At 72.6% G+C, this 17,975-nt stretch carries 16 protein-coding genes and 1 pseudogene; 12 read left to right on the top strand and 5 right to left on the bottom strand.

The features are described from left to right. Positions 1-68 precede the first annotated feature (68 nt). Positions 69-3,056 carry a bifunctional [glutamine synthetase] adenylyltransferase/[glutamine synthetase]-adenylyl-L-tyrosine phosphorylase gene (locus tag ABZY57_RS21030; RefSeq protein ID WP_356514052.1) on the bottom strand — a complete coding sequence of 996 codons (2,988 nt, stop codon included), beginning with the start codon at positions 3,054-3,056 and terminating at the stop codon, positions 69-71. A gap of 387 nt (positions 3,057-3,443) precedes the next feature. On the opposite strand from ABZY57_RS21030, the gene ABZY57_RS21025 reads away from it, so the two are divergent. The 3 genes from ABZY57_RS21025 (at position 3,444) to ABZY57_RS21015 (ending at position 6,505) form a co-directional block, all read left to right on the top strand. Next, a complete protein-coding gene (locus ABZY57_RS21025; protein ID WP_356514050.1) occupies positions 3,444-5,540 on the top strand; it encodes a PIG-L family deacetylase in 2,097 nt (698 codons plus the stop codon). A 141-nt stretch (positions 5,541-5,681) separates the two neighbouring features. Then, complete coding sequence (locus ABZY57_RS21020; RefSeq protein WP_356514049.1) at positions 5,682-6,137, top strand: DUF2752 domain-containing protein; 456 nt, start codon at positions 5,682-5,684, stop codon at positions 6,135-6,137. A gap of 125 nt (positions 6,138-6,262) precedes the next feature. Next, positions 6,263-6,505 (top strand): TM2 domain-containing protein, encoded by a 243-nt coding sequence (locus tag ABZY57_RS21015; protein WP_356514047.1) that lies wholly within the window; start codon positions 6,263-6,265, stop codon positions 6,503-6,505. A 927-nt stretch (positions 6,506-7,432) separates the two neighbouring features. On the opposite strand, the gene ABZY57_RS21010 is transcribed toward ABZY57_RS21015, so the two are convergent. Next, positions 7,433-8,029: an RICIN domain-containing protein gene (locus ABZY57_RS21010; protein WP_356514045.1), complete on the bottom strand. Its 597-nt coding sequence runs from the start codon at positions 8,027-8,029 to the stop codon at positions 7,433-7,435. A gap of 319 nt (positions 8,030-8,348) precedes the next feature. Between ABZY57_RS21010 and ABZY57_RS21005 the strand changes: the two genes are divergently transcribed. Both ABZY57_RS21005 and ABZY57_RS21000 read left to right on the top strand, forming a co-directional pair. Then, positions 8,349-8,939 carry a site-specific integrase gene (locus ABZY57_RS21005; RefSeq protein ID WP_356514043.1) on the top strand — a complete coding sequence of 197 codons (591 nt, stop codon included), beginning with the start codon at positions 8,349-8,351 and terminating at the stop codon, positions 8,937-8,939. After that, positions 8,924-9,211, top strand: a complete 288-nt coding sequence (locus tag ABZY57_RS21000) for a tyrosine-type recombinase/integrase (RefSeq protein WP_356514041.1) — start codon at positions 8,924-8,926, stop codon at positions 9,209-9,211. Before ABZY57_RS21005 ends, ABZY57_RS21000 begins: the two co-directional genes overlap by 16 nt. Before the next feature lie 75 nt (positions 9,212-9,286). On the opposite strand, the gene glnA is transcribed toward ABZY57_RS21000, so the two are convergent. Then, entirely contained in the window at positions 9,287-10,648 is a 1,362-nt protein-coding gene (gene glnA, locus ABZY57_RS20995; protein WP_356514039.1) for a type I glutamate--ammonia ligase, read from the bottom strand. Between the two features lie 172 nt (positions 10,649-10,820). Here glnA and ABZY57_RS20990 point away from each other — a divergent pair, with 172 nt between their 5' ends. From ABZY57_RS20990 to ABZY57_RS20975, 4 genes are all read left to right on the top strand, one after another. Beyond that, positions 10,821-11,225 (top strand): hypothetical protein, encoded by a 405-nt coding sequence (locus ABZY57_RS20990; RefSeq protein WP_356514037.1) that lies wholly within the window; start codon positions 10,821-10,823, stop codon positions 11,223-11,225. Between the two features lie 73 nt (positions 11,226-11,298). Further along, complete coding sequence (locus tag ABZY57_RS20985; RefSeq protein ID WP_356514035.1) at positions 11,299-11,952, top strand: DUF3105 domain-containing protein; 654 nt, start codon at positions 11,299-11,301, stop codon at positions 11,950-11,952. Between the two features lie 23 nt (positions 11,953-11,975). Then, positions 11,976-12,650 carry a DUF305 domain-containing protein gene (locus ABZY57_RS20980; RefSeq protein WP_356514082.1) on the top strand — a complete coding sequence of 225 codons (675 nt, stop codon included), beginning with the start codon at positions 11,976-11,978 and terminating at the stop codon, positions 12,648-12,650. A gap of 286 nt (positions 12,651-12,936) precedes the next feature. After that, positions 12,937-13,356, top strand: a complete 420-nt coding sequence (locus tag ABZY57_RS20975) for a CBS domain-containing protein (protein WP_356514034.1) — start codon at positions 12,937-12,939, stop codon at positions 13,354-13,356. Here the strand turns inward: ABZY57_RS20975 and ABZY57_RS20970 are convergent. Continuing rightward, positions 13,353-14,192, bottom strand: a complete 840-nt coding sequence (locus ABZY57_RS20970) for an alpha/beta hydrolase (RefSeq protein ID WP_356514080.1) — start codon at positions 14,190-14,192, stop codon at positions 13,353-13,355. The genes ABZY57_RS20975 and ABZY57_RS20970 overlap by 4 nt on opposite strands. A gap of 68 nt (positions 14,193-14,260) precedes the next feature. Continuing rightward, a complete protein-coding gene (locus tag ABZY57_RS20965; protein ID WP_356514078.1) occupies positions 14,261-14,923 on the bottom strand; it encodes a DUF998 domain-containing protein in 663 nt (220 codons plus the stop codon). A 252-nt stretch (positions 14,924-15,175) separates the two neighbouring features. On the opposite strand from ABZY57_RS20965, the gene ABZY57_RS20960 reads away from it, so the two are divergent. The 3 genes and pseudogenes from ABZY57_RS20960 to ABZY57_RS20950 all read left to right on the top strand — a co-directional run. Continuing rightward, entirely contained in the window at positions 15,176-15,712 is a 537-nt protein-coding gene (locus tag ABZY57_RS20960; RefSeq protein WP_356514032.1) for a hypothetical protein, read from the top strand. Positions 15,713-15,803: 91 nt separating this feature from the next. After that, complete coding sequence (locus ABZY57_RS20955) at positions 15,804-17,450, top strand: multicopper oxidase family protein (RefSeq protein WP_356514030.1); 1,647 nt, start codon at positions 15,804-15,806, stop codon at positions 17,448-17,450. Between the two features lie 176 nt (positions 17,451-17,626). Beyond that, positions 17,627-17,975: pseudogene (locus tag ABZY57_RS20950) on the top strand (hypothetical protein); the annotation flags it as partial.

Genomic DNA, 17,975 nt, shown 5'->3' with positions numbered 1-17,975 from the left:
TCCCTCGCAGGGCCGCTGGTCGAGCTCTCCGGGATCCGGGTCGGCGACCGGCTCCGCCTCCCCGGGCCCTAGCCCGCGTAGAACAGCTCGTCCACCACGCCCCGGGCGCGGCGCGTGATGCGGCGGTAGTCGTCCAGCATGTCGCCGACCGTGCCCTCCGCGTAGCCGAGGTAGCGGCCGACCGCCGCCAGTTCGCGGGCTTCCGAGGGGAAGGTGTCGCCCGCGCGGCCGCGGACCAGCATCACGGCGTTGCGGACCCGGGTGGCCAGTACCCAGGCCTCGTCGAGGATCTGCGCCTCCTCGGTCGGGATCAGGCCGGCCGCGTGGGCGGCGGCCAGGGCCTCGCGGGTGCGGGTCGTGCGCAGGCCCGGTTCCACCCAGGCGTGCCGCATCTGGATCAGCTGGACGGTCCACTCGACGTCGCTGAGGCCGCCGCGGCCGAGCTTGGTGTGCAGGGTCGGGTCGGCGCCCCTGGGGAGGCGTTCTGATTCCATCCGGGCCTTGAGGCGCCGGATCTCGCGGACGGCGTCCTCGCCGAGGCCCTCCACCGGGTAGCGCAGCGGGTCGATCAGCTCGATGAAGCGGCGGCCGAGTTCGAGGTCGCCGGCGACCGGTTCGGCGCGCAGCAGGGCCTGGGACTCCCAGGTCAGGGACCAGCGGCGGTAGTAGGCGGCGTAGGAGGGCAGGGTGCGGACCAGGGGGCCGGAGCGGCCTTCGGGGCGCAGGTCCGCGTCGATGAGCAGCGGCGGGTCCGCGGTGGGGAGTTGGAGGAGTCTGCGCATCTCGGCGATGACGTTCTGGGCGGCCTTGGCGGCCACCTGCTCGTCGACGCCCTCGCGCGGCTCGTGGACGAAGAGGACGTCGGCGTCGGAGCCGTAGCCGAGCTCGTGGCCGCCGAAGCGGCCCACGCCGATGATCGCGAAGCGGGTGGGCAGGGTGTCGCCCCAGTGGCCCTGGACGGCGGCGCGCAGGGCTCCGGCGATGGTGGCGGCGGTGAGTTCGGAGACGGCGCGGCCGACCCGGTCGACCAGGGCTCCGTGGTCCTCCTCGGCCGGGTTCTCCTCCGTGCCGTAGGAGCCGATGATGTCGGCGGCGGTGGTCCGGAACAGCTCGCGGCGGCGGACTCCGCGGGCGGCGGCCACCCCTGCTTCCGGGTTCTCGGCGCGGCCGACGGCGGCGAGCACCTCCTGCTCCAGGGCCTCGTGGGTACGGGGAACCAGGCCTTCGGGGTCCCCCAGCAGGGCCACAGCCTCCGGGGCGCGCATGAGGAGGTCGGGCGCGAGGCGTCCGGCGGAGAGCACCCGGGCGAGGTTCTCCGCGGCGGCTCCCTCGTCGCGCAGGAGGCGCAGGTACCAGGGGGTCTTGCCGAGGGCGTCGGAGACCTTGCGGAAGTTCAGCAGGCCCGCGTCCGGGTCGGCGGAGTCGGCGAACCAGCCGAGGAGCACGGGCAGCAGGGTGCGCTGGATGGCGGCGGCGCGGGTGACTCCGGAGGCGAGGGCTTCGAGGTGGCGCAGGGCCGCGGCCGGGTCGGCGTACCCGAGGGCTTCGAGGCGCTGGCCGGCGGCGCGCGGGGAGAGGCGGGTCTCGCCGGGGGCGAGCTGGGCCACGGCGTCGAGGAGCGGCCGGTAGAAGATCTTCTCGTGCAGGCGGCGGACGACGGAGGCGTGCCGGCGCCAGGCCTTGTTGAGTTCGGCGACCGGTTCGGTGCGCAGGCCCAGCGAGCGGCCCAGGCGTCGCAGGTCGGCCTCGTCCTCGGGGACGAGGTGGGTGCGGCGCAGCCGGTAGAGCTGGATGCGGTGCTCCATGGCCCGCAGGAAGCGGTACGCGTCGTGCAGTTGGGCGGCGTCGGCGCGCCCGACGTAGCCGCCGGCGGCGAGGGCCTGGAGCGCGTCGAGGGTGGTGCCGGAGTGCAGGGTGGCGTCGGAGCGGCCGTGCACGAGCTGGAGGAGCTGGACGGCGAACTCGACGTCGCGCAGGCCCCCGGGGCCGAGCTTCAGCTCGCGGTCGACCTGGGCGGCGGGGATGTTGTCGACGACCCGGCGGCGCATCTTCTGGACGTCGCCGACGAAGTTCTCGCGCTCGGCGGCCTGCCAGACGAGGGGAGTTATGGCGGCGATGTACTCGGCGCCGAGCGCCTCGTCGCCGGCGACGGCGCGGGCCTTGAGGAGTGCCTGGAACTCCCAGGTCTTGGCCCAGCGCTGGTAGTAGGCGAGGTGGGAGGCGAGGGTGCGGACGAGCGGACCGTTTCTGCCCTCGGGGCGCAGGTTGGCGTCGACGGGCCAGATGGTGCCTTCGACGGTGGTCTCGGAGCAGATCCGCATGAGGTGGGAGGCGAGCCGGGCGGCGGCCTGGACGGCCTTGCCCTCGTCCGCGCCGGGGGCCGCGTCGCCGACGAAGATCACGTCGACGTCGGAGACGTAGTTCAGCTCGTTGCCGCCGCACTTGCCCATGGCGATGACGGCGAGCCGGCAGACTGCCGCGTCCTCGGGGGCGGCGGCGGTCGCGATGCGCAGGGCCGCCCGGAGGGTGGCGGTGGCCAGGTCGGCGAGTTCGGCGGCGGTCTGGGCGACGTCTATGGTCCCGCACACGTCGCGGGCGGCGATGGACAGCAGGCAGCGGCGGTAGGCGACGCGCAGGGTGACGGGGTCGTGGGCGCCGGCCAGGCCCTGCTCGAACTCGGCCAGCCCGGGGTGCAGATCGGCGGCCTCGTAGGTGACGAGGGCCTGCCAGTCCCGGGGGTGGCGGGCGAGGTGGTCGCCGAGGGCCTCGGAGGCGCCGAGTACGCCGAGGAGGCGGTCGCGCAGGGGTTTGGCGCTGACGAGGGTGTCGAGGAGGACGGGCAGTTCCTCGGGTGCCTGTGCCTCGGCGATCCGGACCAGCCCGAGGAGGGCGAGGTCGGGATCGGCGGTGGCCCCGAGGGCGTCGAGGAGCACCGGATCGGCGCGTACGGCGGCCAGCGCGTCGGTGTCCAGCAGCCGGGCGGCGGCCGAGGGGTCGGTGAACCCGCTGCGCAGCAGCCGGCTGAAGGTACTGCTCCTGCGTCCCGGGACTGTCATCCCGCCGCCTCCCGCGTACGTCGGCCTGCCCTTGCCTCTGCCCTGGCCGGGCGACGGCGCATTGTGCCGCCTCCGGCGGGTGTCGCCGTCGGCAGGTCCGCGCTTCCGCCCGGGGAGAGCCTAGCCGGAGCAGGCGTTCGACTCACCGCACGCCCGGCAGGGCGGATTATCCGATTTCCGGTGGGATCGCACGGGCGGTGAGCGTGCGGCCGCACCGTGACCGCGGACACGTACGAAGTGCCCACCCGCGCCGCGCCCGGGCGGCCGTTTCCACGAATCGGAAGTAATCGGCGATCCGGGTGAACCAACGTGCGCGGATCGGGCTCTCACTGACTGACCGACAGTTTCACGCGGTTCTTCCTGCCGGAGCGACCCAAGGCGTAGCCGATGCCCGTATCCCGCCGACGTTTCCTCCTCTCGACCGTGGTCCCGATGCTGACCATCGGGCTCACCGGCGCGCTCGCCGTCGCATCCGGCCAGCAGACCGCGGCCGAGGCCGTCCCGGGAACCGACTCCTCGACCGCCCTCCCGGTGAGCGCCACCGCCGGTTCGGTCGTCCAGATCGTCGCCCATCCGGACGACGACCTGTTCTTCATGAACCCGGACGTCAGCCGCTCCCTCGCTGCCGGTACCCCGCTCACCACCCTGTACCTCACCTCGGGCGAGGCCGACGGCGTCAACCAGGCCGTCGGCCCCCACACCAAGGACCCCGTGCAGCCGCCCAGCGACCGGAGCCACTACGCGGAGGCCCGCCAGAACGGCATACGCTCCGCCTACGCGCAGATGGCCACCGGCGACCGCACCAGCCCGTGGCGCCGTACGGTCATACCCGCCGCGGGCGGCGGCCGCGCCGAGCTCGACGTCCTCGTGGCGAAGCCCCACGTCAACCTGGTCTGGCTGCAGTTGCGCGAGGCCCGTGCCGCCGTCTCCGACAGCCCGAACAGCCTGCGCGGCCTGTGGAACGGCCGGATACCGGCGCTCGTCCCGCAGCTCGCCGCCGGCACTCCGGTCACGCAGCAGCCCACCTTCACCAAGGACCAGGTGATAGCGGCGATATCGGGGGTCCTGGAGCGGTACAAGCCGACGACGATACGGATGCAGGACCCGACGCCGGGCCGCCACGTCGACTCCGGCAGGCTCACCGACCATCAGGACCACATGTACGCGGCGCGGTTCGCACAGGCCGGGATCGCCTCGTACGCCGCGCGGGTCCCGTTCGGGCAGCGGCCGCGCTTCACGGTCCAGAGCTACCTGGGCTACCTCAACGGCAAGCTGCCGCACACGCTCGACCCGCAGACGGCCGCGGCGAAGGTCGGCTACCTGAAGACGTACGGCTGGCACGACAGGCGGAACCACTGCGGTTCGCCCTCCGGCTGCGGCGACCGCAAGGTGGGCGGATACCCGACCGGCCCCAACTGGGCCCAGTCGCTGCGCTACGCGCGCGGCGACCACTCCTCCTGGCTCGTGCAGGGCACGACCGGCCGGCTCTACGCCTTCGCCGTCCTCGACGGCCAGATGGCCGTCTGGAACCGCGGGGCCGGCACCGGACCCGGCGCCGCCTGGCAGGGCCCCGTCCTGCTGCCGGGCACCGGCATCGACCCGGGCGCGACCACCGCCCGCCTCCCCGACGGGAGCGTCGCCGTCCTCGCCACCCGCACCGTCTTCGGCGACCGGCCGGGGGACTACCGGCGCGAGATCGTCTACGCCGCCCAGTCCGTGCCCGGCGGTCCGTTCGGGGCGTGGGTCCCGCTCGGCACCCCGGAAACCGGGGACGGGCCCGGCACCTCCCAGATCAGCGCGCCCTCGGCCGTCAGCGGCCCGGACGGGCTGCTGACGGTGTACGTCCGCGACTCCCGGCGCTCCCTGCTCGCACGTACCCAGGATCCCTCGGGCGCCTTCGGCGCCTGGCAGCACCTGGGGGGCGCCGACCTCCAGTCCGACCCGGTGACCGCCACCGACTCCGCCGGGCGCCGCCACGTCTACGCCGCCACCACCCGGTCGGTGGTGGCCTGGATCCAGCCCGCCCCGGGCGCCCCGCTGGCCGGCCCCTTCCCGACCGGGCTCCCGGCCACCACCGTCCCCCTGACCGCCGCCCCCGAGGGGGCGGGCGTCCGCCTCTACTTCCGGCGCCCCGATTCGGGGGTCGTGCGCACCGCCGTGGTCACGGCCGCGCCCGGCGCCGCGAAGCCGGCGGTCTCCAGCGTCACGGAGTCCGGCGGCCGCGCGGGCTACGGCGCGGTGGGCGTGGCGGGGCGCCTCATAGCGGGCCGCGCCGGCTCCGGCACGGTCGGCACGACGGGCCTCGGCGGCCCGCCGGCGTGGACGGAGTCCCAGATGCTCTACGCCGGTGCCCCGGCGGGCATCCAGGAACAGGGCGGCGCCCTGACGGCGGCGGTCCTGGGCCTGGACGCCGAACTCCACGTGGCCACCTCCCTCCCCAGCCCGACCCGCGCCGTCTGGCACCGCGCGGTGCCGTCGGCGTAGCCCGCCCGAAGCCCTGGGAACGCCTCCGGGCCGCCGGTCGGTGACCGGCGGCCCGGGCGCGGACCCCCGGTGCGAAGATGACCCCCCGGTGGCTCACGCACGATCACGTGCGGGTACGGGTACGCCAAGGAGGGAGCACCCATGTCGGCCGACCTGCCGGATACCCGCGGACGGGACGGGAGTTCGCGCGGCGGGCCACAGCCGCACGCCTCGCTGCTCCGCCGGCCGGCGGCAGCCCCGATCGCCTCGCTCGCGGTGCTGGGCGCGGGAGCCGCGTACCTCTGGGGCACCGATCCGCACGAGCCCGGCCACTGGCTTCCCCGCTGCCCGTTCAACTGGCTGACGGGCCTGCTCTGCCCGGCCTGCGGTGCCACCCGGATGTGTTACGACCTCCTGCACGGCGACTTCGCCGCGGCCTTCCACGACAACGCGGTGCTGTTCCTGCTGGGGCTGCCCCTCACCCTCTTCCTCTACGGCCGCTGGGTCGCGAGAGGCCTGCGCGGGCGGACGTACGAGCCGGCGATCGGGATCCGGGGACAGGCGGCCATCGTCGGGGTCGCCCTGACCTGGGCGGTTGTTCGCAATGCGGCCATGTGATCACAGGTTGATCACGTTGCGGGCCGCACGACAACCATGCACAGCCGTCACAGGTCAGTAGTTCCGCTACGACCCTCGGTCGCGGCACACGTCCCCACCGACAGCAGTGCGCAAGGAGCTTTTGCATGTCTCAGAACATCGCCCCGAACGGTCAGCAGTACTCCGACAAGTCCAAGGTGACTGCCGGTCTGCTGCAGATCTTCCTCGGCGGCCTCGGCATCGGCCGTTTCTACACCGGCCACACCGGCATGGCCATCGCCCAGCTGGTCACCTGCGGTGGCCTCGGCTTCTGGGCCCTGATCGACGGCATCCTGTTCCTGGTCAAGGATGACCGCACCGACAAGCAGGGTCGTGTGCTGCGCGGCTGACCCGCAGCCCGGGCCCACGGACGGGCCGGGCGAACGAGACGACGCAGGGCCGGTGGTCGATGACCACCGGCCCTGCGTGTCAGAGCGTTCCGGCAGTGCTGCCGGCCTGCCGTTACAACACCGGCATCATCTTGCGCAGTTCGAAGGCCGTGACCTCGCTGCGTACTCCTCCCACTCCTGCTTCTTGTTGCGCAGGATCTCACCGCCCCTCTCCCGGACCAGTGTTGATGCGCGATGACCAGGGGCGGAGCCCCGATCGAGTGGTCATCGGCGGTCGCCATTAGTGGCCGGCAAGCCTTCGACGGCCCACAGACGGCCCGGCAGCGCCCCATCGGCAGGTCGTTGGGCCACGCAAGAGGAGCACCCGTCGCCGGGTGCTCCTCTTGCGTGTTCCGGCGGCCCGGAAGGCCCTCGGGTCAGAACTCTGGTTCCTGCTGCTCCGGAGACTTGTCTTGTCGCTTGTCTTGTCGCTTGTCGTCCCTGTTTCCCCAGGGGCGGGTGGAGACAGCCCGACCTCTTGGAAGGCCATCCCAGTGGCGAGCATGGACTGCTCTTCAGGAGAAGCGGCAGCATCTTCCTGAGGAGCAGTCGTGGCCACAGAGCGGCTCTTAGCTGGGGGGACCTGCCGTCCTAGAGAGTTAAGAAAAGACAGTGTCCGCAGCGTCCGCCAGCCGCTCTCGACCCCCTACGACCTGCACGAATCATGCGGACGCTGAGCGGATTGGCCAGCGTCCGACAGTGTCCGTAGCGTCCGCACCCCCGCCCCCTCCGCTAAGAGCATCACGGCAGGTCAAGGCGAACCGAGGAACGAAGACACTGCGGACGCTACGCCGCCACTTGGTACAGCCGCGAGACGAAGAGGTCACGCTCCTCGGCCGGGTGGTCTCTTCCTCGGGCGCTCTAGGTGAGCTGGAATATAAGCCGCCCTTAATAGGTCTGCCAAAGCTGGTTCCACTGCGGACCCCCGCCACACGTCCACTGCCTTACCGCAGCCCCACTAGCCTGGCTCCAGTCAGCAACTTCAAGACACTTGTCAGTGTGGCCGGCAAGGAGGGCATACCCACTGCCGTTGGGATTCGGCCAGAGATAGAACTGCTGATTCTCCCCACCCGTACAATCCCACTGCCGAGCAGGAGCGCCATTGTCCGTACGCCAGTCGGCAATCTCAAGACATTTGCCACTGTGTGCGTTCCGGAGAGTCACGACGCGATCTGCGGAATTGCCTACATAACTGAAAACCCAGGCCTGATTTGCCTGCTGCGTGCAGTCCCACTGCCGAGCTGGAGCGCCATTATCTCTACGCCAATCAGCAATCTCAAGGCATTTCGCACTGTGTGAGGCATACAAAGTTTCAACAGTCCAGCTTGCGGACGCCGGCGAGGCCGGGAGGAGTACAGATATGGCAACAACCGCCGCAACTAGACCAGGCAACCGGCGAACCCGACGTGAAATATTTGACACAAAATTCCCCCACCTCACAAGAATGGCAGCTCCAGCCCTCAAATTCGCAGGTTCAAATCCCATGACGAAATCCCCTCACCAGCCGACAACAGCCGACTCACGACACGACAACCACCAGGCCGGGCACACACCGCCATGGCCCCGCTCACGTTCAGGCAGAGTCTCCGGCGGCGTTGAATCTAGGCGCGAGCGGTGCGGAGGTGCGTGCGAGGCGTGCAGAGTTTCTGTGCGCTGCGCGCACCGCGGTATTCAGGGACGACACCCGGTCGGGCGTTGCGGAACCAGAGAGGCCCAAGAAGGACCGCTCCGTACGTATACGCGCCACCCGTGCCAGGAACACGCCCTTTTAGCACCCTGAGCCCGTCGGCCGCGATACGGCGACATGTCGCGCGGGGCCTACGTCGACCCGGCCGCCGGCCGGACCACCTTCCGGCAGTACGGGGAGAAGTGGCTCGGGGGGCAGACGACCGACAGGACCACCCGCACCACGGTCGAGGTTCAGCTCAGGCGTCACGCATTCCCCTACATCGGCCCGCGTCCGCTCGACTCCTTCAAGCCCGAGCACATCCGCGAATGGCTCGGCGCCTTGGAGACCACCCTCCCCAAGTCGTCATACCGGCGGGTCATCTTCAACACCGTGTCGGCGGTGCTGACTGCGGCCGTCGAGGATGGTCGCCTCCTCACGAACCCTTGCCGTGCCACGTCGGTCCGAGCGCCTCTCGCCGGAACTCCGCGCGTCCGGCCGTGGACGGCTGAACGCGTCTTCGCTGTGCGGGCAGCGCTCCCCGAGCGGTACCGCGCGATGGCTGACGCAGGAGGCGGCTGCGGCCTACGGCAAGGGGAGATCTTCGGTCTCGCCGTCGACGCGGTCAACCATGCGACCGGATGGCTGCACTTCGAGTGCCAGGTGAAGGTGGTCAACGGCCATCTCGTCCGGCGGACCGCACCGCCGCCCTCGTGGCGGCCGGGGTGATCGGGGAGCCCAAGCCCGGGGAGCGGCACGAGGCCGCGCGCGAGCACGGGATGCACGCGCTGAGGCACGTCTACGCCTCCGTGCTGCTGGACGCCGGCGAGAACATCAAGGCGCTCAGTACGTACCTCGGCCACGGCGACCCCGGCTTCACGCTCCGGACCTACACGCACCTCATGCCGAGCAGCGAGGGGCGGACCCGGAAGGCCGTGGACGGGATGTACGAAGCCTCAGTTTCCGCAGCGGACGGCCCGCAGACGGCCCAGGGGGAATGAGACGACTCAGGGCCGCTGGTCGATGACCACCGGCCCTGAGTGTCAGAAAGTTCTGACAGTGCTGCTGACCTGCGACTACAGGACCGGCATCATCTTGCGCAGTTCGAAGGCCGTGACCTCGCTGCGGTACTCCTCCCACTCCTGCTTCTTGTTGCGCAGGAAGAAGTCGAAGACGTGCTCGCCGAGGGTTTCGGCGACGAGTTCGCTGCGCTCCATCAGGGAGATGGCCTCGCCGAGGTTCTGCGGGAGGGGTTCGATGCCCATCGCGCGGCGTTCCGCGTCGGAGAGGGCCCAGACGTCGTCGTCGGCGCCGGCCGGGAGTTCGTAGCCCTCCTCGATGCCCTTGAGGCCCGCCGCGAGGAGGACGGCGTACGTGAGGTACGGGTTGGCGCCCGAGTCGATCGAGCGGACCTCCACGCGGGAGGAGCCCGTCTTGCCCGGCTTGTACATCGGGACGCGGATCAGGGCCGAGCGGTTGTTGTGGCCCCAGCAGATGTACGAGGGGGCCTCGCCGCCCGCGCCGGCGCTGCGGGAGGAGCCGCCCCAGATGCGCTTGTAGGAGTTGACCCACTGGTTGGTGACGGCGGCCGTCTCCGCCGCGTGCTTGAGCAGGCCCGCGATGAAGGAGCGGCCGACCTTGGACAGCTGGTACTCGGCGCCCGACTCGTAGAAGGCGTTGCGGTCGCCCTCGAAGAGGGAGAGGTGGGTGTGCATGCCCGATCCCGGGTACTCCGAGAACGGCTTCGGCATGAAGGTGGCCTGGACGCCCTGCTCCAGGGCCACCTGCTTCATCACCAGGCGGAAGGTCATGATGTTGTCGGCGGTGGAGAGCGCGTCGGCGTAGCGGAGGTCGATCTCCTGCTGGCCGGGGGCGCCCTCGTGGTGGCTGAACTCGACCGAGATGCCCATGGATTCGAGCATCGTGATCGCCTGGCGGCGGAAGTCCATGCCGACGTTCTGCGGGGTGTGGTCGAAGTAGCCCGAGTTGTCGGCCGGAGTGGGCCGGGTGCCGTCCAGCGGCTTGTCCTTCAGCAGGAAGAACTCGATCTCCGGGTGGGTGTAGAAGGTGAAGCCCAGGTCGGAGGTCTTGTTCAGGATGCGCTTGAGGACGTACCGCGGGTCCGCGTAGGAGGGCGAGCCGTCCGGCATCAGGATGTCGCAGAACATCCGGGCCGTTCCGGGGGCCTCCGCGCGCCACGGCAGTATCTGGAAGGTGCTCGGGTCCGGCTTGGCGATCATGTCGGACTCGTAGACCCGCGCGAACCCCTCGATCGCCGAGCCGTCGAATCCGATGCCCTCGTCAAAGGCCTGTTCCAGCTCCGCCGGCGCGACCGCTACGGACTTCAGGAAGCCCAGTACGTCGGTGAACCACAGGCGCACGAAGCGGATGTCGCGCTCCTCGAGCGTCCGGAGGACGAATTCCTGCTGCTTGTCCATGGCTTCATCCTCGCAGTTCAGGCGGCCTGTGCACCACTGCCGCGGGGGCACGGGCACAGTCGGGCCGGCCCAGTATCGCCAGCGGTGGTTTCCGCCAGATTACGCACCCCGGAAAGCCGGTGGCACCCCCGCACTGACCTTGGACCGGTCATGAGCATTACCATCGGCGCCCATGGGGGGCCGTGCACGGGACGAGCGGGGACGTCGGAGACGTCCGCTGCTCCGGCGTGCCGTCCTCCTGATGGCCTTCGGGGTACTGGCCGGCGCGGCGTTCCTGTGCCGGTCGGCCGGGGCCGAGCACCCGGCCGCTGCGGGGACGGGCGTGTCGCCGTCCGGGCACACGGTCCTCGGGCCCGGTCCACAGCGCGTCGTCTGCGTGGCGCCACACGACCGGCCCGGCTGCTCCCCGCTCTCGCACGTCCTCCCCGGACTGCTCCCCCCGGCGCCACCCGCGGCCCTGGTGGCCGGCGGGACGCCCGTTCCCGCCGTGCGCCCCGCGCCCGCGGCGGGCATCCGGGCCCCCTCTGCGCTCGCGCGCGGCCCCGACCTGTACGCCCTCCAAGTGCTGCGGACCTGACCGGTCCCGGTTCTGCGGCGCTCACGTAGCGCGTTCTCCACTCCACCCCCCTCAGCACAAAGGATTCAGGGCCATGGCCAGCAGGAACTCCGAAACCAACAACTCCCGCCAGGCGCGGATAGCCGAGATGCGCCGCGCCGACCAGTCGCGCGACCGGCGCAACAAGGCCATCGCGATCACCGCCTCGGCCGCCATCGTCACCGCGCTCATCGGCTTCGGCGCGTGGGTGATGATCGACCAGCAGAACAAGAAGGAAGCCAAGGAGGCGGCCCTCAAGGCGCCGGTCGCCGGCGAGCAGACCTGGGACGCCAAGAACCTCGGCCGCAAGCACGTCGAGACCCCGGTGAAGTACGAGATGAACCCGCCGGTCGGCGGGGACCACCACCCCCGGTGGATGAACTGCGAAGGCGACGTCTACAAGAACCCGGTTCCCGAGGTCAACGCCGTCCACTCGCTGGAGCACGGCGCCGTGTGGGTGACGTACAACGAGAAGGCCGCCCCGGCCGACGTGGAGAAGCTCGCCGCCAAGGTGGCCAAGACCCCGTTCACGCTGATGAGCCCCGTCAAGGAGCAGTCCGGCGCGCTCATGCTCAGCGCGTGGGGCAAGCAGCTGACCGTGGACACGGCGGACGACGCCCGGGTGGCGGCGTTCTTCACCAAGTACGTCCAGGGCGCGCAGACCCCCGAGCCGGGCGCCGCCTGCTCGAACGGGCTGGCCGACAAGTGACCCGGCCGTCCGGTCGCGGCTCCGTGGCCCGTACGTACTGGGCCGCGGGCTCCGCCGTCGGCGTGGCGCTGCTCTTCGCGGTGGGGGCCACGGTCGCCACCGCGGGGGGAGCCGATTCCGCTCCCGCGGCCTCCCGTACCCCGGGGCTCTACTCCGCCGACGCGGGCTTCGCCCGGGACATGGCGGTGCACCACCAGCAGGCGGTGGAGATGTCCTTCATCGTCCGCGACCGCACGAAGGACGAGCCGGTGCGCGTCCTCGCCTACGACATCGCCAACACCCAGGCCAACCAGCGCGGCATGCTGCTGGGCTGGCTGGACATGTGGGGCCTGCCGAAGAACGTCGCCGACGAGCCGCCGATGTCCTGGATGGGGACGGAGGGCGCCGGCGGCATGGCGGGCCACGAGATGGGCGGGGCCGTCACCAAGCCCGGCGCGCTGATGCCCGGCATGGCCACCAAGGAGGACCTGGCGCGGCTCGGCTCCGTCGAGGGCCGGGACGCCGAGGTGCTCTACCTGCGGTTGATGACCGACCACCACAAGGGCGGCGTCGCGATGGCCCAGGGGTGCGCCGACCAGTGCGCGAACCCGGCCGAGCGGGCGCTGGCCCAGGGCATGGTGGAGGCCCAGCAGTCGGAGCTCCAGCTGATGGCCGACATGCTGAAGCAGCGCGGGGCGGAGCCGCCGGCGGCGGGGTGAACCCCGTTGTTGCGGACCCCCGAGCCCTCGAACGCCGGCCGAATCCAGCCCCGCCGGCGTTCGAGGCGCGGGGTCCGGGTCGGAGCCCCGGGGAACGGGCGAAGGGTGGGTAGGGGACAAGCCCCCGCAGGGCTCCCCCACCTCCTGGCCGCACCCGCGGCGTCACCCGTACGGCCCCCTCCCGGCCCCGCCGGGTCGCGGGGGCCGAACGGGCGAATGAGGATGAGGACGCCGAGGCGGGCGCACCCGCGCCCGGCCGCTACGGCGTGCTCAGGAGGTTGACGCGATGACCACCGCCGGAGAGATCATGCACCCCGGGGCCCAGTGGATCCCCGCCACCGAGACCCTGGACCGGGCCGCTCAGCTGATGAGCCGGCTCAATGTCGGTGCGCTGCCGATCAGTGACTCCAATGAACGCCTCTGCGGCATCCTGACCGACCGCGACATCGTCATCGGGTGTGTGGCCAAGGGCCACGACCCGTCGAAGATCACGGCCGGCGACATGGCCAAGGGCACCCCGCGCTGGATCGACGCGGGCGCGGACGTCTCCGAGGTGCTGGAGGAGATGCAGAGCCACCAGATCCGACGGCTGCCCGTCATCGACAACAAGCGGCTGGTCGGGATGATCAGCGAGGCCGATCTGGCCAAGCACCTCTCCGAGGAGCAGATAGCCGGCTGGGCCGAGAAGGTCTACGCCCGGGGCTAGGACTCCGACCGGGCCCCCGGCCGGGCCGCGTACAGGACCGCCCGCGCCACCTGGTGCGGGCGGTCCAGCATGACCAGGTGACCGGCCGGCTCCGCGACCTCGAACCGGGCGCCCAGCGCGTCGGCCAGCGCCGCCTGGCGGCCCAGCCAGCCCAGGTCCGGGCGGCGCGCGGCGGGGTCGTAGCCGGCCAGGACGGTGGCGGGCGCGGTCAGCGGCAGCCCCGCGCGCAGCGCCTGCACCTCGGCGGCCGTGTCGGGGTAGCGGGAGTTCTCCAGCAGGGCTCCGCGCCAGACCCGGCCGTTGCGGTAGCAGCGGCGTACGAGGTCCCGCGCGGCCGGGTCCGCGCCGCCCGCGCGGGACGCCCGTACGGCGGTGCGCCGGGCCCAGGGCCCCAGCGCGGCCGGCAGCCCGGCTACGGTCACCGCCCGGCCGAACACCCGGGCGGCGCCGGTGCGCACCCCTGCGGGCAGGACCGTACGGGGCCGCTCCTCCACGCTGCTGTCGACCAGTACCAGGGCCGCGGTGCGCCCCGGGTACAGCCGGGCGAAGGCCTCGGCGTGGAACCCGGCGATGGAGTGCCCGGCCACGGTGACGCGCTCGGCGCCCAGACCCAGCGCGTCCAGCAGCCCGGCGATCCGGTGCGCCTCCCCGGCCGCGCACGGCGGACGCACGGCGGGGGCGCTCAGCCCGTGCCCGGGACGGTCGAAGCGGACGACGGTACGGCCGGCGGCGACGAGCAGCTCCGCCACGGGGTCCCAGTCGAACCAGGCCATGGCGAGCCCGGCGCTGAGGACGACCGGCGGGCCGGAGCCCTCCACGAGGACGTGCAGCGGCACCCCGTCGGCGGCGGGGCCGGCGGCGAGGCGTACGAACCTCCCGGGAGCCGCCCCGGATCCGGGGCGGCTCACGTACGGCGTTCCCGGTGCACGGAGTACGCGAGCAGGCCCAGCCAGACCGCCACGAACAGCACCTGGAGCCGCTGCCCGGCGCCGAGCGCCCACGTGCCGTGCCCGGCGGTGAACAGGGCGATGGAGACCAGGGTCCAGGCGGTGGCGAGCAGTTCGAGCAGGACGAGCACGGGGCCGAACCGCGCGAGCGGGGGGAGGTGGCCGTAGCGGCGGGCGGCGAGCGTGAGGGCCACGATCCCGACGAGCGCCCCCGTCATGGCCAGACTGCTGCTGACGGCGTGCGCCTGATGGGTGGCGGGGACCAGCCCGGCGGTCTCCCGCGCCGCGCATTCGGGGTCCACGGTCGGCGTGCAGCTCAGCGGCAGCCAGGCGTCCGCCGCGGTGGCGGCGCCGAAGAGGGTGATCCCGGACCAGCCGGCGACGGACCAGAGGCGGCGGGGCTCGACGCGCCGGGCGAGTCGGGCCAGGGCCAGGAGGCCGCCGAGGAGGACGAGGAGGCCGGCGGTGAAGTCGGTGGCCCGGAACAGGCCGCCGAGCGGCTGGTCCTGGGCGGCGAGCTCGCTGACGTAGGTCTCGATGGGGTTGAGGCCCGTGGAGAGGACGACTTCGAGGACCCACGCGGTGTAGGCGGCGGCGCCGAGGCCTATGAGGCCGGCCACGGAGCCGGCACCGGCACCGGCCGCGGGGCCGGGACCCGTCGCGGTGGAGGGATGGTTCACGGATTTCCAGGATCTCCGGGAGGTGACCGGCTTCAGGTGCCTGAGGGGGTCCCCGGGGTCCCCGGGACCCCGGGGATTCAACGACGGGAGCGGCGGACGCGCCGGGTCTTTTGCGGACATAATGTGACTAATCCTAAACGGGGCCGGGTCCGGTCCTCCGATCGGATACCCACCCCGGGTAGGGTTCTGCCCGTGACCCGCCCAGCCTCGTGCCCGCAGCGACCAGCAGTCCGGTGGCCCCGGCTGCTGCTGTTCGCCGCGCTGCTGCTGGGCGTCGCGGGCATGCACACGCTGGGCCATCCGACTCAGGCCCACGCCATGGAGGACGCGCCGTCGGTCCGTTTCGTTCCCCGGAGCGGCCATACGCCGTCCGGGGCGGCGCACGGCGGCCGACCGGTCGAGGCGCCGGATCCGGCGGCCCCGCCGGACACGGCGGCAGCCGGCGCCGCCAACGGGGTCGCCTGGGGCACCGGGGTCACGATCGCTGCCGCCTCCACCGCGGTCGCCACCGTCGGGGCCCCGCGCCCGCAGCACACCGGCATGGACCCCATGTCCGTGTGCCTCGCCGTGCTCGGCGCCCTCACCCTGCTGGTCCTCGGAGCCGGACTGACCGGCCCGCGCCGTACCGCGCCGCTCGGGGGCGCGGCACGCGCGCCGGGCCGGTCCGGCGGCCCGGACCCCCCGCCACCCCGTGAACTGCTCACCCTGCTGACGGTGCTGCGCGTATAGGCCGGGCTCCGTCGTCGCCCCCGCATGCCTTCGGGGCGGCGGCAGACGGTGCCCACCTGCCTGCCCCCACACCCTCACGAGGTGTTCCACCATGCGCTCTTCCGCCCCCTTCTCCCCTTCCTCGCCCTCTCCCTCCTCGCCATCCCGCCGCGCCGTCCTCGGTGCCGGCGCCGCCCTCGCCGGCACCGGGCTGCTCGCCGCCTGCTCGGGCTCCGGCATGTCCGGCATGGACCACGGCGCCGGCTCCACGGGCAAGGGGGCCTCCTCCCCCGCCCCCGGCGGCTACGTGGACCCGGCCGGCGCCGAGGTACAGGCCGCCGAGGCCGCCCGCAAGGCCACCGGCCCGCTCACCGAGGTCCGGCTGACGGCCACCGCCACCCCGCTCGACCTCGGCGCCGGCCGCTCCGTCCGCTCGTGGGCGTACGGGGACGAGCTCCCGGGCCGGGAGGTACGCGCCACAGCGGGCGGCACCCTCGCCCTGACCCTGGCCAACCACCTCCCCGAGGCCACCTCCCTGCACTGGCACGGCCTGGCGCTGCGCAACGACATGGACGGGGTACCGGGGCTGACCCAGCGGGACATCGCCCCGGGCGGCTCGTTCACGTACAAGTTCGCCGTCCCGCACCCCGGGACGTACTGGTTCCACCCGCACTCCGGGGTCCAGCAGGACCGCGGCCTGTACGCGCCGCTGATCGTCGAGGACCCCAAGGAGCCGCTCTCCTACGACAAGGAGTGGGTGGTCGTACTCGACGACTGGCTCGACGGGGTGGACGGCTCCACCCCCGACGCCGTGCTCGCGGAACTCCGCAAGGGCATGGACATGAGCCCGGGCGGCGGCGGCCATGCGGGCCACGGCTCCGGCTCCTCGGGCACGCCCACCGCCGGTGCGAGCGGCGGCCCGTCCCGGCTCCTCATGGGCGGCGTCAGCGAGGTCCTCGGCAAGGATCCGGGCGATGTCGCGTACCCGTACTACCTGGTCAACGGCCGCACGCCCGAGGACCCTTCGGTCTTCACCGCCCGCCCCGGCGAACGGATCCGGCTCCGGATCATCAACGCGGGCGGGGACACCGCCTTCCGGGTCGCCCTGGGCGGCCACGCGTTCACGGTCACCCACACCGACGGCTTCCCCGTCGAGCACGCCGCCGCCCGCTCGCTGCTGCTGGGCATGGGCGAGCGCTACGACGTCCTGGTGACGGCGGGCGACGGGGTGTTCCCCCTGACCGCGCTCGCCGAGGGCAAGGGGGACTCCGCGTCGGCGCTCGCGGTGCTGCGCACCGGTGCGGGGGCGGCGCCGACCGCCGCGACCCGGCCCGCCGAGCTGTCCGGACGGCCGCTCACGGCGGACGCCTTGAAGGCGGCGGAGCCGGTGGCGCTGGCCGCGCGCGAACCGGACCGCACGGTACGGATCAAGCTGACCGGCGGCATGGCCGCGTACGACTGGGCCTTCGACGGCAAGCCGTACGCGCCGGACCAGCGGCACCCGGTCAAGGCCGGGGAACGGGTCCGGCTGGAGTTCAGCAACTCCACGACGATGTGGCACCCGCTCCACCTGCACGGGCACACCTTCGCCCTCGGCGGCCGGCCGGGCGGGGCCCGAAAGGACACGGCGGTGGTCCTGCCGAACGGGAAGCTGACGGTGGACTTCGACGCCGACAATCCCGGTCTGTGGATGGTGCATTGCCACAACGTCTTCCACGCGGAGGCCGGGATGATGACCGTGCTCGGCTACGTGCGCTAGACGGATCCGGCCCCGGACCGGGCCGGCCGCGCACCGTCTTCCGCGCGCCGCCGGCCCGGCCATGGGGCGGCCGGGGGGCGGCCGGGGGGGCCGAAATGCCCGGCGGGGAGGCCGAATTCCATGACAGGCTGGTGATCGTCACGCGCCGATTGCGACCTGAAGGACTCCCCGCCGGTATGAGCACCCCGCCGAACCCGCCCAGCACCCCGTCCGGCCCGCCGACGGAGCCCGCGGGCACGCCCGTACCGGAGGCGGCTCCCATACCGGCGCCCGCGCGACCCCTGTCCCTCGACAAGCCCCCGGCCCCCGCCTCGGCCCCGGCCGAGACCCCGGCGCAGCCCGCGGACGCGGCACCGGCAACCGCCCAGGCCGAGCCCACGGACGCGGTTCCGGCGCAGCCCACGAACACCGTCCCCGCCGAGCCCACGGACGCGGTTCCGGCGCAGCCCGCGGGCGCCGAGGCCACGGACGCCCTCGCGGCGCAGCCCGCGGGCGCGGCTCCGGCAGGTGTCGGAGCGGGCGTAC

Source organism: Streptomyces sp. NPDC006450 (assembly GCF_040612195.1).
Lineage (GTDB): Bacteria > Actinomycetota > Actinomycetes > Streptomycetales > Streptomycetaceae > Streptomyces.
The sequence above is the reverse complement of the archived record's forward strand: the minus strand, read 5'-3'. Positions and strand labels throughout refer to the sequence as shown.